Raw genomic sequence first — 14379 nt, 5'->3', positions numbered from 1 at the left:
CTATATTCTTCGCCCTCTTCTTTAACCTTGAGAACATTTCAGTTGCAGGGAGTTTTGGATTTTTAACGGTATTTTCAGCTGTAAACCTCGCAAACTTCAAACTCTACAGGTTTACGATTTCACTTACAGCTTTCCTCCTGTGCATCGTATCGGCAGCGGTTCTCGCAGGCTATAACTTCAAAACAAATCCGGTAGAAGTTTCTGTGGAGGGGAAACGTGGAAGCAGTGCTCTTTAGTTCCAAAACCTGTAACGTCTGTAGAGCTCTTAAACCTAAACTTAAAGAGTTAATGGAACGCTATAGAATTTCTCTCAAGGAATTAGTTATAGAGGAAAATAGAGCAGAAGCCGCTCAAAGAATAGTCTTTTCTGCCCCTACGCTTCTTCTTTTAGAAAACGACAGGGAACTGAAACGATGGAGCAGGGTATTTTCTGTCTCCGAAGTTGAAGAGTTCCTCGTTAGAATTCTTTAAGGCTTTTCCTCTATTTTAACTTTCTTGATTCTCCTTTTGTCAACGCTTTCAACGGTTATTGTATGGTTGGGGAGCTCCACCACCTCCCCCTCTTTGGGGAAACGCCCCAGCTTAGAGAGGATCAACCCTGCAATGCTTACGTAGTCGGAGCTCTCAGGTAGCGGCTTCTTTAAAACTCTGTTGAGCTCCTCAATTTCGGCAGATGCGTCTGCAACCACTCCGTTTTTCGTCTTTACAACCTTTAGGGTATCCCTGTTAAACTCGTCCTCTATTCTCCCAACAATCTCTTCCAAAATATCCTCAATCGTAACTATACCAAGGGTTGAGCCAAACTCATCTACAACTATTCCAAGCTGCTCTTTGTTCCTCTTAAACTCCTTTAAAGCGTTGAAGATGGTCATATACTCGGGAAGAACAATAACGGGACGCATCACCTCTCTAACCTTTAAGTTTGGGTCGTCAACTGAAATGAGGTCTGAAACCAAAACGTAGCCCACAATGTTATCTATCCTTCCCTCAAAAACGGGAAGCTTAGAAAAACCGCTTTTCTCCATTAGCTCAACAGCCTCAAGTACAGAAGCGTTATCGCTTACGGCAATCACTTGGGAAAGGGAAGTATATATGTCGCCAACGCTCTTCTCCCTCAAGTGGAGGACGTTTTTCAGGATATCCCTTTCAGTCTCCTCAACCTCAAACCTTGAGCCACTCTCTAATAGGAGTTTCAGCTCCTCCTTTGTTACAAAAGGGCTCTTCTCACTTTCAGCCTTTAAGAGGTAAGCTATTAACTTTGAAAATCCCATAACAACGAAGGAGATCGGTTTAAAGAGGATGTAAAAGAAGTAAATTGGGTAAACTATCTTGAAGGCAACAACATGGGAATACTTCTGAAAGAGGCTCTTAGGAATAAGCTCCCCAAAGGTCAACGTCATAGGGGTAAAACAGAGAACTGTAACGAGCTCAGGGTACTTTCCTAAAGACGGAATGGCATGAACAATGTTTCCCATTACGTAGGTCGTGAAAATCGTAGATCCAGTAACGGTTGAAAGGTTCGTTCCTATGAGAGTAGTGGTGAGTAGCTTTTCAGGTTCTTTGAGGAGTTTCTCAAGGAGTGCCGCCCTCTTGTCCCCTTCTTTTAACCTCTTCTGAAGTTCAAGCTTTGGAAGGGAAACTATGGCTATTTCGCTACCTGAGAAAAAACCTTCAAAGAGAACGCAGAGGAAAATCAACAGAACAGGCCAGAGCTCCATTACTCAGTCCTCTCAACAATAACAGACTCGATTCTGTTTCCTTCTTTCTTCTCAACTGTAAACCTGTACCCTTGATACTCTACAGTGTCTCCCTCCTCTGGAATCCTCCTAAGCAGAGCCATTATGAGGCCAGAAACGGTATCAACCTCCCTCAAAACTTCATCGTCTGATAGGCAGAGGAGTTCCTTTAACTCCTCAACAGGGGTTTCGCCTGAAACCCTAAACGTCTTCTCCGAGATTTTTTCAAACTCCTCACAAGTCTCCTTTTCGTCTGGGAGCTCCCCAACTATCTCCCTTAAAACATCGTCTAAAGTAACGATCCCTGCAGTGTTACCGTATTCATCAACGACAACAGCCATATGTCTACGGGTCTTCTGCATCTGGTCGAGGAGCTCGTCCAACGTTAAGAACTCTGTAACGAAGAAAGGTTTATCGGCAAAATCCTTTAACGGTCTTTCTAGATCTTCCTTCTTCAAAATCAAAGGAATAATTCTTCTGGTATAAAGGATTCCGGTAACCTGATCCAAAGAGTCTTTGTAGAGGGGAATTCTGGAAAACTTTACCTCTTTCAAAACTTTTAAAGCATCCTTAACCTTCATATCCTCAGGTAGGGCAAATATCCTGTGTTTGGGAACCATTACGTCCCTAACGTCCATTTCCCCCAAATCAAGGGTTCTATCTATCAATTCCACCTCTTCCTTCTCAATAGTCCCCTCCTTTGCTCCCTCTGAGACTAAGACCATAAAGTCTTCGTCAGTCAAAACTCTTGGTTTTCTGAAGAGCTCTACCCCAAAAGGTTTAAGGACTAAAGAGGCAAAGCCAACTAGAAGCCTCCTCAAGGGAGCAATTACCACACTAACGAACTTAATAAAGGGGAAGATAAAAAAGGCGTAGCGTTCACTGAACTTTATTGCAAGGGTCTTTGGAGTTACCTCCCCAAAGATAAGGAGAGTTATAACTGTAACAGGAACTGCAAGGGCTGCGCCTTTCTCTCCAAAGAGCTTTACAAAGAGAACTGCAGAAGTTGAAGCTATAGCAACGTTTACCATTTCATTTCCAATTAAAATCGTTGCTATCAGCTCTGCAGGTCTGTGGAGAAACTGAAAAATCTCCTCTGCCCTCTTGTTCCCCTCCTTCGCCAACCTCTCAAGACGGAGGTAGTTTAAAGAAAAAAAAGCAGTTTCAGAGGCGGAGAAGAGCCCAGAGAGGAAAATGAGGAAGAGAAGTAAGATAAAGTAGTAAGTTAAACTCTCAGACTCCATCGTTAACTCTTACTTTCAATCATCTTATTAATTATAAGGTTCTGAATAGCCGTAATAACGTTGTTCGTAAACCAGTAGAGAACAAGCCCTGCAGGGAAACTTGCAAAAAGGAAAGTAAAGATGACTGAAACTCCTATGAAGATGTAGCGCTGCTGCTTATTGGACGTGGGGGTAAGAAACTGTTGAAATATCATAGATAAACCCATAAGTATAGGCAAGATGTAGGTAGGATCAGGATTTGAAAGGTCTGGAATCCATAGAAAAGACGCCCCCTTTAGCTCAACTGCATTTAGGAATATCTCGTAAAGGACGAAGAAAACGGGAATTTGGAGAAGCATAGGCAGACAACCGGATGCAGGGTTAACTCCCATCTCCTTGTAGAGTTTCATAGTTTCTTCCTGAAGTTTCTGAGGATCGTTTCCATACTTCTTCTTAATCTCCTCAAGCTTTGGAGCTAACTCCTGCATTTTCTTCATAGAAACGAAGCTCTTGTGGGTAAGGGGGTGGAGGATAATCCTAACAATTATGGTAAAAACAATTATTAGAAGCCCCCAATCGGGTATAAACTTGTGGAGAAAGAGGAAGAACTTAAGAACAGGCTTTGCAGCAAAGCCAAATATCCCAAAGTCAATGGCCGATTCCATTCCGAGGGATTCAAGCCTGCTAAGTTCCTTCGGTCCTCCGTAGAAAACGGCCTTGGAAACCAAGTTCCTCACAACTGTATGATTTGGAGGAAGTGCCTCTACAACAGTAGAGAACCCTTTTTCCTTAACTGCCATTAAAAAGTACTTGTCTTCCTCGCCTGCCCAGAGGACGTTGTTAAAGGCCAGGTATCCAGGAATGTCTTTTGGTTCAAGCCTTACAACCTTATCCTTAGTCTCAAGAACCGGACCTATATGCCCCATACGGGAGGTGTGGGCCTCGTTAACTTTAATGTCAGGACCAACTATGGTTTCTAACTTTGCCCCATTTAAAGAGGCTGAAACGTCTATCCTGTAAGAATCTGGGTAAAACTTAAAAGTCTTTATAAACTCTCTTCCGTCTTTAAGCTTTCCTCTAAGAACAAGTTTTTCAGGTTTCCCTTTAACCTCTACTGTGAACTTATCGGGGATTAGCTCAAGGTTTGCAAGCTCACTGCTCAAAGCCTTATCGTCGGATACCGTCATTAAGGGATAAATCCCTAAAGATTTAGAGGCCGAGGAGACGAGCTGGGCTTTGTACTTCTTTACAAACAGGTTAACTAACTTTCCGTTTACCGTGGAGATTTCCGCAGTGTAGAGTGGAGTCTCTACCTTTACTAACTTTCCAACAGGCTTTGACGGGGGAATGTCTATTTTCTGATTAACCGTTTCTTTAACTGTATTTAACCCCTTCTTCTCTTTCTCGTGGTGACCAAAGAAAAACTGAAAACCTATAAAGACCAGAGCAGCAAGGATTATCGCCTGGAGTATTGAAGGTTTCTGCTGGTTTCCTTGAGCCATCTTTCTCTCCTTATGGGTAGTCTACTCCCCCCTTTGAAAAGGGGTTGCACCTTAGGATTCTCCAGGTGGACTTTAAGAGACCCTTTAAAACTCCGTACTTTTCAATCGCCATTATAGTGTAGCTGGAACAGGTTGGGTAATACCTACAGGAGCCTGGAGTAATAGGAGATATAAAGTTCTGATAGAACTTTACTAAAGATAGAACAAAACTCTTTAACAACTTTTATTCCCCTTCTTTTAAGATACCGGCTCTCCTTGCAAGGTAAAGGAAATCCTTCTCAACTTCCTGGTACTTTTTTCCTAAGATTCCTTTCCTTGCTATAAAGACCAGGTCTACCGGTTTGAGTTTATGTTTGTTGAGCCTAAAAACTTCCCTCATTAAGCGCTTAGCCCTGTTCCTGTCAACGGCCCTCTTTGAGATCTTCTTAGAGGCTATAAAACCTGCCCTCGGATATCCAAGGTCGTTTGGACAGAAATAAAAAGCCACGGTAGAACCACCGAGGCTCTTCCCGTGGGCAAACACTCTTTCAAACTCCCTCTGCTTCTTTAACCTCTCGTGGGGACGGAACTTAAAATTTACTTTCTCTTCCACTCGTCACTTACCGTAAGCTTCCAGCGACCCTTCTTCCTGCGCCTCCTGAGGATCTCGCGACCGCTCTTGCTCTTCATACGGGCTCTGAATCCGTGAACTCTCTTACCGTGAATCCTGCTCGGTTGGTACGTCCTCTTTGTTGACAACTTTCACCTCCGAAAGAGGGGGAAATTTGATAAGGGAATTATAGGCAAGTGAGTCTATTTGTCAAAGAGAGAAAGAATTTTGGGGAAAGTTTTTTCAGGGTTCTCCTTGTAGTTGGAGATGAGGGAAAAGACTTCCTCCTCATAAATCCCCATCTCCTTCAGGAGCTCCTTTCTCCTTAAAATGTGGTAGCCTAAAAACTGGAGTAGATTTCTGGGCTTTTCCTTAAACCTGGCGCTCTCAAAGTCAATTACTCTTACTCTCTCTCCGTTAAAGAGAAGGTGCTTCTCCCCTTTAATCTCTGAGTGCTCAACCCTGCACAGGTCAAGGAGATAACAGCTCTCTAAAGCTGAAATGAGAACTCTTTTGCCGTAAACTTTAAGGGCAACGGAAAAGGGAGCTCCCTCTATCCACTCCATAACGATAAAGTCAGAAGTGCAGATGTAAGGCTTAGGAGCAGGATTTCTATTGCCTAAACACGACTGAAGGTGTTTAAGAACAGAGTACTCTTTTTCTGCTACTCCCTCTTTTCCCGCATCAGACCTTGGAACCTTAACGGCAACGGGCTTTCCCGAGAGTTCCCCTTTAAAAACCACTCCCCTGTAGCCCTTAGAAACAAAAGAGAGATTTCTAACTCCGTAAGAGGTTAACAGGCTGAACCGCCTCTTTCCAAGTTCAGTATTACAGCGGGGATAGTCAAGAAGGTTAAACAGCTGAGAACTCGGGGATTCCATGCTCCCTCTTTAGGCACTCCCTAATGAGAGCTCTCTCCGTCAGTCTGTATACCTTAACGTTCCAGTAGAACGTGTAGGGCTCCAACTTCCTCTTAGCCTCTTCTCTACACTCCTTTACCTTCGGAGAGTGCATTTCAACGATCTCGTAAAACCGATCCTCTATCTCTTGAAGTGCCCTTTCAACTTCAAGTAGGTTCGGGTAGTTCCTGAGAGAAAGGATTTTTTCAGCAATGGAGAGGTCCTTTACCTGGAGCTCTATAAGGATAGACTTAACTATCTTGTAAAGCTTTTCCAACCTGTTGTAGGGAAGGGTTTCCTTTAGAAAGCTCCTCCTCGCCTCGTCGGCCTCTTTCCTACACTCCCGGAAAAACCACTGCTTAACGATTTCCCTTATATCCCTGAAGGTAAAACGCTCAGGAACGTTCTCCTCTGAAAGCGCCATAAGGACGTAGTGGGGCTCAATTCCCAGGTTATACCACTCCCTTATAACGGCAATGTCGTCCTGCCCTCTGTAGAAAAAGTTCTCATACCTATCCCTGATGCAGTCAAGAACCTCTTGGGCATACTCGTCTAAACTCTTGATCTCATCCATTCTATAAACTCCAGGTAGAAAGACCGGACTTCCTGTTTCAGGTTCTCTATTCTATCATCGGGAAGGAGGGGAACTCCAAAAAGCCTTGTATTTGTTTCTACCTTACGGAGTTCTCTGTAGAGCTCCTCTCCCCCGCTGAAACGGGGTTCTTCTTCTGCCAAGGCTTTCAGTGAGGAAAGGGTATTCCTCAGCCACCTCTTTGAGTAGAGCTGGTAGATGTAGGAAATAAATTCAAGGTCAACAATTCCCCCTCTGCCATACTTGAGAGGTTCCTTCCTTGAAAGCTCCCTTTCCAACCTCTCCCTCATAGAAACACTACCTTCAAGGGTTTCAGAGTCAAAGGGCTTTCCAAATAGGAACTCCATAACGGCACTCTCAACCTCGTCTTTTAGAGCTCCGAAGAGGAAACGGAAACGGGTAAAGGCCAGCCTCTCCCAGAGCCTTGCATTTTCAGTCAGATACTTCGTGAAGTAATCAGAAGTAAAAACAAGCTCTCCTTTCTCTCCAAAGGGCCTTAACCTCGTATCAACTTCGTAACCAAGGTTTTCTAACCTCTTTATAAGTTCAACAGCCCTGTCTGCGTCTTTACCCTCACTTGAAGGGGCTATAAAGAGAAGGTCTAAGTCTGAACCAACGTTCATCTCCCTACTGCCGTGCTTTCCTAAAGATGAGAGAGAAAAGGAGGGGGAGAGCTCTCTATAAACGTCCTCAAGGACCCCGTCGCAAACTGAGGTTATCTCTGAAAGGAAGTCCTCAACCTCAGACCTTCCTAAGCGGTATCTGAGAAGGGCTACAACTTCAAGAAGGTTCTTAACGAAACGAAGACTTTTAAGTTCCCCCCTAAGATCTCTGTAGAGGGAAATGTCAACCCCTCTCTCTATCAGTTCTGGACGGAAGATGTGCTCTAAGAGCTCCGGGGTCTCTCTGAAACGCCTCATGAAAAACTCTTTCGTTGAAAGGAGGTAAATTAACAGTTTTACGATGTTCTCGTGGGAGATGTAGGAGAAGAAAAAGAGCTTACCCTCTTCCGTTTCAATAAAGCTGACGAGGTTTTTGAGGGCTGTTAATGGAGAAGGAGCAGTAAGCAGAAGCCTTAAAAACCGGTCTCCGAAGGCGTCAAGTCTACTCCTTTCCTCAGGCAGAAGACTCCTCGTTGAAAGGAGAACATCTATAAACCGTTTAACCTCTTCAGGCTGTTCAAACCCCATTTTCCTCAGCTGGTCAATCCCGTAAGAGGAGAGAGCTCTCCTATCTCCGGTAGGGAAGAACCTGTTAAAGTGGCGGTTAACCCTACTCATTACTTCCCTTAACTTTTCAAGGAACTCCTCTCTGCTTTTAAAGCCCATCTTCTTCGCAAGCTCAAGGGCTTCCTCGCTTTCAGGGTGAAACGTCTGGGTCTGCCTAAAATCGGTTATCTGGAGCATGTGCTCACAGCGCCTTAAGAAAATGTATGAGTCCTGGAGCTCCCTAAACTCCTCCTCCGTAAGGAATCCCCATCTGAAAAGTCGCCTGAGCGCAACAAGGGTATTTCTTGAGCGTATCTGAGGAAACTTACCGCCGTAGATGAGTTGAAAGGCTTGAACGATAAACTCAACTTCCCTTATTCCACCAAGCCCTAACTTCAGGTCTATCTTCTCTCCCTTCTTTCTAACCTTCGCTTTTATCATCTCCTTAAGCTTTAAGACCTCTTCAATGAGGGAGATGTCTATGTATTTCTTGTAAACGAAAGCCCTTGCAAGTTTAAAGAACTCAATACCCGTTTCTACAATGTCTCCAACGGAGGGTCGGGCCTTCAGAAGGGCGAACCTTTCCCTCGGTCTTGCAACAGCTGTGTAATACTGCTCAAGGGCTTCAATGTCGTTTACCAGAGGCCCCATAGTTCCGTTAGGCCTTAAACGGGTATCAACGGGACAGCAGATACCTTCAGAGGTCTTCTCGGTTAGGAGCTCCGTTATCTCCTTTGCCAGAAGGGTGAAGAAGTCGTGGTTGTGGAGCTCCCCCAAACTCCCCCCAGAGGTTTTACCGTAACGGGTGCCGTAAACGTAGATGAGGTCTATGTCAGAAGCGTAGTTGAGCTCAAAACCTCCGGCCTTTCCCATATCAACGACAACGAACGTTGAAGTGGGCTCACCGTAGCGTTTAACCAGCTGGGAGTAGGCAAACTGGTAGGCAGCTCTTATACAGGCGTCGTGAACAAGAGTAACGTCCCTTACGAGTTCCTGAAAAGGTGCAAGGCCTAAAAGGTCTCTAAGAACAATTCTTGCCATGTAAAAGTGTTTAAAGACGCGGAGCTCCTCCATAAAGGACTTTTTACTCTCAGAGGAAAAAGAGAAGGAGAAGTCTTCAGGGTTCAGCCTTTCCCTGTAAACCTGCTGAAGGCTGGGAAGAAGTTCTGTGTGCCTTATAAGGAAGTCTGAGAGGAATCGGGAAGCAGAGAAGAGCTCAACAAGATGGTAGAGGAAATCCCTCTCAAGCTCTGCAGGGAGCTCCCCCTTCAAAGCGCCGTAGAGCTTTTCAAGGTAGATGAGAGCTCTCTTAGGGTTTGGTAACCTCTCTTCGTTTTCTTTAACGTAGGAGAGGAGCTCCCTCCACTCTCCAGAAAACTCAGAACTTAACTTGTCAAATAGGTATTTCACTATGCCTTCCTCAGCCTCCCTGTAACTTTGTAGAAGTAGAAGATAAGAACAAAGAATAGGGCAGAAGCGAACGTAAGAACAAAGATAAGGTGGGCATTTTCAGGCTCAGGAGTGAGGAGTATGAGCTTTCTCGTAACAACGATAAAGCCTATCTCAAGGAGGGATAGGACGTAGTGAATCCTCTTCTGGTAGAACATTGCCAGTATGAAATCAATAACGATTAGAACAAAGAGGGCATCTGTTAAAAAATCCCTCATCTGGGTAAACGTTAAGAAGAAAGAATCCCCTTTCACTATCAGAAAAAGGTCGTTTATAAGGCTCAGGAGACAAAAGAAGAGGTAAACTGTAAGGGTAAGTATGAAAACAAACCTCATAAGCTGAACTACTTTCTGGAGGAGCTTATAACTCCTCGTTCCTATCAGCTCCATCTTATCGGGAGTTTCCAATTTCACCTTACCCTCCTCTTGAATGCCCCGGGAATTCCCATCTCCTCCCTATACTTGGCAACTGTTCTCCTTGCAACCTTAAAACCTCTCTTTTCTAATAAAGCAGCAATTTTACTGTCGCTGTAAGGTTTCTTCTTATCCTCACTCTCAACTATTTCTCTTATAGCCCTCTTTATCTGCTCTTGAAGTGATGACGAAACCTGTCTACTGAGGAAGAAGCTAACAGGGTAAACTCCAAAAGGAGTCTCTACCATTTTATCCTTTAAAGCCCTGCTTACGGTTGACTCGTGGATAGAGAGGGAAGATGCGATGTCTGAAAGGGTAACGGGCTTTAAGGTCTTTCCATCTTTTAAGAACTCTTTCTGCCTCTCAAAGAGCTCTCTCAAAACCCTCTCTAAAGTTTCCCTTCTCTGGTCAACGGCCTTTTTAAGGTAGAGAGCTCTCTGATACTTCTCGTAGATAAACTTTTTCAACTCCTCTCTGGAAGCGTGTTTCAGGTAGTAGCTGTTTATCCGAAACTTAAACCAAGAAGGCTGGAGAACTTCTATCTTCAACTCCCCTTCTCTATCAAGCCAAACTCTCACGTCGGGCTTTACGAAGGTGTTAAACTCCCCACCCTCTCCGGGACGGGTATCGCACCGCCTTAAGTATGAGAGGAGCTCCTCAAGCTCCTCATCTGTCAAGCCGGCCTTAGCCTTAAAAGTTGACGGAGACGATATGAACTCTAAAAAGAGAAGCGAATCAATCAGTTTTGGGGGAGCTCCCATCTCCTCAAGCTGTACCTGAAGGAGCTCTTTTAGCGAGTAGGAACCGCAGCCAACGGGAGTGAGTTTTTTAAAGAGCTCCCTAACCTTTCTAACCTTTTCAACAGGAACACCAAAATGAGAAGCTATCTCCTCTTCGGAAAGAAGGAGAAATCCTCTACCGTCAAGGTTTTCAAGTATATACAGGGCAACTTCTCTGTCTAAACCTTCAAACTCCACCAGAATCTGTTTCTTCAGCTTATCGTAAACACTCTCTTTAGACGGGTAGGTGCTACTCTCTTCCTCTTCTGGAACAAAGACGTTTCCTCCCTCAAAGATGAAGTCAAAGTTCTCTGATGGCTCTGCTTTCAAATCGGAAGGCTCCTCTCCCTCCGGCTCTATGAGGGGGTTGGTCTCTACCTCGTTCTTCAGGAACTCCTCCAACGAGACGAGGGGAAGCTGAAGGAGGTGGAGGCTCAGAACAACCGACGACGTAAGTTTTAACTGCTGAGTTAGAATAAGGTTAAACTCAAACTGCTGCTTCAAAACTCTCCCCGTAGTAAAATTCTCCTGCTATGAGAAGAATATATGTTTTACCGCTACTTTTTGTTTTAACGCTCTTTTCTTTTGCCTGTGGCGTCGTCAGAACCTCTCCCTTTGGGGAGAGGTCCCTAATTCTCATTCCGACATCAGAGGAAGTTGCACTAGGTAGAGAGGCAGCGAAGCAGGTTGAAAGCCACTCGAAACTGTGTAAAGACCCTGTAGTAAACAGCTACGTTAACTGGGTTGGTCAGAAGATTGCTGCAGTCTCCGGAAGATACGACATAACATACCACTACAAAGTAATAGAGAGCCCGGAGCTTAACGCTTTTTCACTGCCGGGTGGTTGGGTTTACATATACACAGGCCTTCTGAAACACTTAAAGAACGAGGCCGACTTGGCCTTTGTCTTAGGCCACGAAACAGGCCACATAGTAGGGAGACACGCCATCAGAAGGCTTCAAGTAATCTACGGTATCAACTTCCTCTTATCCCTTACCTTAGGAGAAAAAGAGCTATCTCAAGCGGAAGTTCAGGTGTTAAAAGTCCTATACCAGATAGTCCTTGCCGGATACAGCAGACAAGAGGAGATGGAAGCAGACGAGATGGGAGCCTACTTTACGGGAAAAGCAGGCTGGAACCCCGTTGCCTCAATTGAGACACTGGAGATATTAGACAGTCTGATGAAGTTTAAACCTTCAGGGGTAACGGAGCTCTTCATGGACCACCCTACAAACAAGAAAAGGATAGAGAACCTTAACCGTTGGATAAGAACGTTTCCAAAGAGCTGGCTTACAAACCCCTTTAACGAGGAAAGGTATAGGGAGAAAGTCCTCAGGAGGCTTAATGGAGATCCTGAAAGAGGGAAAGAGGGTAATAGAGGAGGAAGCAAAAGCCCTTCAGAGACTCTCAGAGCTGCTTGATGAAAACTTCGTTAAGGCGGTGGAGCTCCTCTCCAAAACAAAGGGCAGAGTAGTTCTTACAGGAGTAGGGAAGTCTGGACTTATCTGTAAGAAAATCGCCGCAACCCTTTCAAGCACAGGAACTCCGGCTTTTTTCCTCCATCCTACAGACGCAGCCCACGGAGACCTCGGAATGGTAAAGGGAGAGGATACGGTAATAGCCGTTTCAAACAGCGGAGAGACACAGGAGCTCCTCTCCATAATCCCCACAATAAAGAGCTTTGGAATACCGGTAATCGCAATAACTAGCAAACCAAAATCTTCTCTTGCAAGGCTTTCAGATGTTGTATTAAACCTTCACGTTGAAAGAGAAGCCTGCCCACTGAACCTTGCTCCAACAACCTCAACAACTGCCACGTTAGCCCTTGGAGATGCCATTGCAGCTGCACTTATGAAGTTAAAAGGCTTTACAGAAAAGGACTTTAAGAGATTTCATCCCGGCGGGAAGTTGGGTATAAGACTTTCTAAAGTGAAAGAGTTAATGAGAAAGGGTGAAGAAATACCGAAGGTAAGCCCCAACTCTTCCGTAAAGGACGTTATTTACGAGATCTCGTCAAAAAAATTAGGAGCAACCCTCGTTATTGATGAAAAGGGTAAACTAAAGGGAATAATAACCGATGGAGACCTAAGAAGGGCCTTTGAAAGGGGATTTGACCTTGAGTCTAAAGCAAAGGAAATTATGACGAAAAATCCCAAAGTTATTGACGGTAATCTGTTTGCAGAGGAAGCATTAAAAATTATGGAAGAGAACAAAATAACCGTTCTACCAATAGTCAACAAAAAAGGAGAAGTAGAAGGTATTATCCATCTGCACGATATTTTGGGCAGAAGAATTCTGTAAGAAAATTAAATCTTCTGAACAAATTTCAGTTTTTGATAAAATGTTCAAAATAAACAGTATTTTTGGAGGATAAAATGGCAAGAGGAAGAAAAGCAGGAAAGAGGGCAAACAGGATCGTTCGTCTCTCAATACCTAAAAGACTCTACTTTATACTGTTAGGTGTTGCAGGAAACAACGAACAGAAGCTCAACAGACTCATAAGACTCATTATTGAGGAGAAGTTAGAGAACTCCACAGTTGCAGAGTTAACCCAGCTCCTTGAACCGACAAAGAGAAAAGAGGAAGAAGAAGAAAATATTGAGCAGTAGTTAAAAGGCTATTCCGAGGGATTCAAGAAGGGCCCTTCCTTTGTGGAGGGTCTCCTTAAACTCCCTCTCAGGGACAGAGTCCCAGACAATTCCCGCTCCTACCTGTAAAGTTCCAAGGTTTCCTTTAAAAAGCAGCGTTCTGATAACAATGTTAAAGTCCATATTTCCATTAAAAGCCATATAACCAACCGAACCTGTGTAGAGAGCTCTCCTCGTCGGCTCAAGCTCTGCAATAATCTCCATAGTCCTTACTTTTGGAGCTCCCGTAATCGTTCCGCCGGGAAAGAGAGCTCTCAAAACGTCAACGTTCCTTACCCTTTCCATCAAAACTCCCCTAACGTTTGAGACGATATGGATTACGTGGGAATACCTCTCAGGAACCATAAGTTCATCAACCTCAACAGTTCCGTAGCGACATATCCTTCCGAGGTCGTTCCTCTCAAGATCAACAAGCATCACGTGTTCAGCTCTCTCTTTTTCAGATAAGAAGAGTTCTCTCTCTAAACTCAAGTCCTCCTCTTTCGTCCTTCCTCTCCTTCTCGTTCCGGCTATGGGACGGGTTTCAACGACATTTCCCTCAACTTTAACGAGCCTCTCGGGAGAGCAAGAAACGGCAGTAAACTCCCCGAGCTGAAAGAAGAAAGAAAAGGGAGAAGGGTTTAAAAGCCTGAGGCGTCTGTAGAGCTCCACAAAACTTCCCTTAAAGAGAACGTCTATCCTCTGAGAGAAGTTAACCTGAAACGAGTCTCCCGAAGCTATGTATTCCTTTATTCTCTCAACGGCGTAGGTAAAGTAATCCCTTTCCATGTTCGTCCTATAGAAAACTGAAGAATAGTTTTTTGGCCTATACTCCGGCAGTTTGTCAAGGTTTAAATTCCCTTCAAGGGAAACTAAAAAGAGCTCCCTCTTTAGGTTGTCAAAAATCAGAGTCTGTTTAGGCAGGAAGAAGTGAACGTCAGCCATTTTAAGATCGTCAACCCAAGGGGACGGAACGTTCTCTATAAACCTATTTGAATCGTATGAAACGTAGCCGTAAATTCCAAAGGGCAGATTCTCAAATCTGTATTTTTCGGCATACTTTGAGTAAAAGAGGTAGAGCTCCTCAAAAACTAACGGGTTATCCCTTAGAACAATATCATCTTCAACCCCTATACAGATAACTGAAAACCTACCGGTTTTCCCGTTAACGTTGGCAGAGTCAAGGAAGAGCTTAACGGGATGACCATATTCAGAAAGGGAGAGGAAAACCGACAACGGGTCTCTGTAGGGCAAACGCTCAATCCTCAAGGGTTATCCCTCCTCTACTGAGAGTGAGACTCAATATAGGAGCTGAAGTTCCTTTGTGCTATTATTCCCATTTACACGAAGTAGGAGGAGCGT

Annotated in this window: 16 protein-coding genes; 4 read left to right on the top strand and 12 right to left on the bottom strand. The window is 44.4% G+C overall.

Features of this window, described 5'->3' with window-relative positions:
- Window positions 1–216: 216 nt before the first annotated feature.
- Window positions 217–471 carry a thioredoxin family protein gene (locus tag ACZ424_RS07970; protein WP_464904447.1) on the top strand — a complete coding sequence of 85 codons (255 nt, stop codon included), beginning with the start codon at window positions 217–219 and terminating at the stop codon, window positions 469–471.
- Here the strand turns inward: ACZ424_RS07970 and ACZ424_RS07965 are convergent.
- From ACZ424_RS07965 to rpoN, 11 genes are read right to left on the bottom strand one after another with little or no spacing between them, the layout of a single operon-like run.
- Window positions 468–1718, bottom strand: coding sequence for a hemolysin family protein (locus ACZ424_RS07965; RefSeq protein ID WP_464904446.1), 1251 nt, complete (start codon window positions 1716–1718; stop codon window positions 468–470). The two genes, ACZ424_RS07970 and ACZ424_RS07965, sit on opposite strands and share 4 nt — an antisense overlap.
- Window positions 1718–2980, bottom strand: a complete 1263-nt coding sequence (locus ACZ424_RS07960; RefSeq protein WP_464904445.1) for a hemolysin family protein — start codon at window positions 2978–2980, stop codon at window positions 1718–1720. Before ACZ424_RS07960 ends, ACZ424_RS07965 begins: the two co-directional genes overlap by 1 nt.
- 2 nt (window positions 2981–2982) lie before the next feature.
- Window positions 2983–4461 (bottom strand): membrane protein insertase YidC, encoded by a 1479-nt coding sequence (gene yidC / locus ACZ424_RS07955; protein WP_464904444.1) that lies wholly within the window; start codon window positions 4459–4461, stop codon window positions 2983–2985.
- 10 nt (window positions 4462–4471) lie between these two features.
- Window positions 4472–4681, bottom strand: a complete 210-nt coding sequence (gene yidD / locus ACZ424_RS07950) for a membrane protein insertion efficiency factor YidD (RefSeq protein ID WP_464904443.1) — start codon at window positions 4679–4681, stop codon at window positions 4472–4474.
- 3 nt (window positions 4682–4684) lie between these two features.
- Window positions 4685–5053, bottom strand: coding sequence for a ribonuclease P protein component (gene rnpA / locus ACZ424_RS07945; protein WP_464904442.1), 369 nt, complete (start codon window positions 5051–5053; stop codon window positions 4685–4687).
- Entirely contained in the window at window positions 5038–5199 is a 162-nt protein-coding gene (gene rpmH, locus ACZ424_RS07940; RefSeq protein WP_464904441.1) for a 50S ribosomal protein L34, read from the bottom strand. Before rpmH ends, rnpA begins: the two co-directional genes overlap by 16 nt.
- A 54-nt stretch (window positions 5200–5253) precedes the next feature.
- A complete protein-coding gene (locus ACZ424_RS07935; RefSeq protein ID WP_464904440.1) occupies window positions 5254–5931 on the bottom strand; it encodes a hypothetical protein in 678 nt (225 codons plus the stop codon).
- On the bottom strand, window positions 5903–6523 hold the full coding sequence (locus ACZ424_RS07930; RefSeq protein WP_464904439.1) for a hypothetical protein: 621 nt from the start codon (window positions 6521–6523) through the stop codon (window positions 5903–5905). Before ACZ424_RS07930 ends, ACZ424_RS07935 begins: the two co-directional genes overlap by 29 nt.
- Window positions 6502–9159, bottom strand: coding sequence for a [protein-PII] uridylyltransferase family protein (locus tag ACZ424_RS07925; protein WP_464904438.1), 2658 nt, complete (start codon window positions 9157–9159; stop codon window positions 6502–6504). Before ACZ424_RS07925 ends, ACZ424_RS07930 begins: the two co-directional genes overlap by 22 nt.
- The gene (locus ACZ424_RS07920; protein ID WP_464904437.1) at window positions 9159–9611 is read right to left on the bottom strand and encodes a hypothetical protein; all 453 of its coding nucleotides are present in this window, start codon (window positions 9609–9611) and stop codon (window positions 9159–9161) included. Before ACZ424_RS07920 ends, ACZ424_RS07925 begins: the two co-directional genes overlap by 1 nt.
- Window positions 9608–10894, bottom strand: coding sequence for an RNA polymerase factor sigma-54 (gene rpoN / locus ACZ424_RS07915; RefSeq protein ID WP_464904436.1), 1287 nt, complete (start codon window positions 10892–10894; stop codon window positions 9608–9610). The genes ACZ424_RS07920 and rpoN overlap by 4 nt, the downstream gene beginning before the upstream one ends.
- Before the next feature lie 29 nt (window positions 10895–10923).
- Here rpoN and ACZ424_RS07910 point away from each other — a divergent pair, with 29 nt between their 5' ends.
- The 3 genes from ACZ424_RS07910 to ACZ424_RS07900 all read left to right on the top strand — a co-directional run bounded on the left by ACZ424_RS07910 (window position 10924) and on the right by ACZ424_RS07900 (window position 12999).
- Window positions 10924–11811 carry a M48 family metallopeptidase gene (locus ACZ424_RS07910; RefSeq protein WP_464904435.1) on the top strand — a complete coding sequence of 296 codons (888 nt, stop codon included), beginning with the start codon at window positions 10924–10926 and terminating at the stop codon, window positions 11809–11811.
- On the top strand, window positions 11735–12691 hold the full coding sequence (locus ACZ424_RS07905; protein WP_464904434.1) for a KpsF/GutQ family sugar-phosphate isomerase: 957 nt from the start codon (window positions 11735–11737) through the stop codon (window positions 12689–12691). The genes ACZ424_RS07910 and ACZ424_RS07905 overlap by 77 nt, the downstream gene beginning before the upstream one ends.
- A 74-nt stretch (window positions 12692–12765) precedes the next feature.
- The gene (locus ACZ424_RS07900; protein ID WP_464904433.1) at window positions 12766–12999 is read left to right on the top strand and encodes a hypothetical protein; all 234 of its coding nucleotides are present in this window, start codon (window positions 12766–12768) and stop codon (window positions 12997–12999) included.
- On the opposite strand, the gene ACZ424_RS07895 is transcribed toward ACZ424_RS07900, so the two are convergent.
- Complete coding sequence (locus tag ACZ424_RS07895) at window positions 13000–14286, bottom strand: anthranilate synthase component I family protein (RefSeq protein WP_464904432.1); 1287 nt, start codon at window positions 14284–14286, stop codon at window positions 13000–13002. It abuts the gene before it with no gap.
- Window positions 14287–14379 lie beyond the last annotated feature (93 nt).

The sequence above is a fragment of the Thermovibrio ruber genome (assembly GCF_055380895.1).
The sequence above is the reverse complement of the archived record's forward strand: the minus strand, read 5'-3'. Positions and strand labels throughout refer to the sequence as shown.

Bases quoted from the DNA above. Each gene is read 5' to 3' on its own strand.
- ACZ424_RS07965 (WP_464904446.1), bottom strand. From the start codon at position 1,718: ATGGAGCTCTGGCCTGTTCTGTTGATTTTCCTCTGCGTTCTCTTTGAA.
- ACZ424_RS07960 (WP_464904445.1), bottom strand. From the start codon at position 2,980: ATGGAGTCTGAGAGTTTAACTTACTACTTTATCTTACTTCTCTTCCTC.
- yidC (WP_464904444.1), bottom strand. From the start codon at position 4,461: ATGGCTCAAGGAAACCAGCAGAAACCTTCAATACTCCAGGCGATAATC.
- ACZ424_RS07935 (WP_464904440.1), bottom strand. From the start codon at position 5,931: ATGGAATCCCCGAGTTCTCAGCTGTTTAACCTTCTTGACTATCCCCGC.
- ACZ424_RS07930 (WP_464904439.1), bottom strand. From the start codon at position 6,523: ATGGATGAGATCAAGAGTTTAGACGAGTATGCCCAAGAGGTTCTTGAC.
- ACZ424_RS07910 (WP_464904435.1), top strand. From the start codon at position 10,924: ATGAGAAGAATATATGTTTTACCGCTACTTTTTGTTTTAACGCTCTTT.
- ACZ424_RS07905 (WP_464904434.1), top strand. From the start codon at position 11,735: ATGGAGATCCTGAAAGAGGGAAAGAGGGTAATAGAGGAGGAAGCAAAA.
- ACZ424_RS07900 (WP_464904433.1), top strand. From the start codon at position 12,766: ATGGCAAGAGGAAGAAAAGCAGGAAAGAGGGCAAACAGGATCGTTCGT.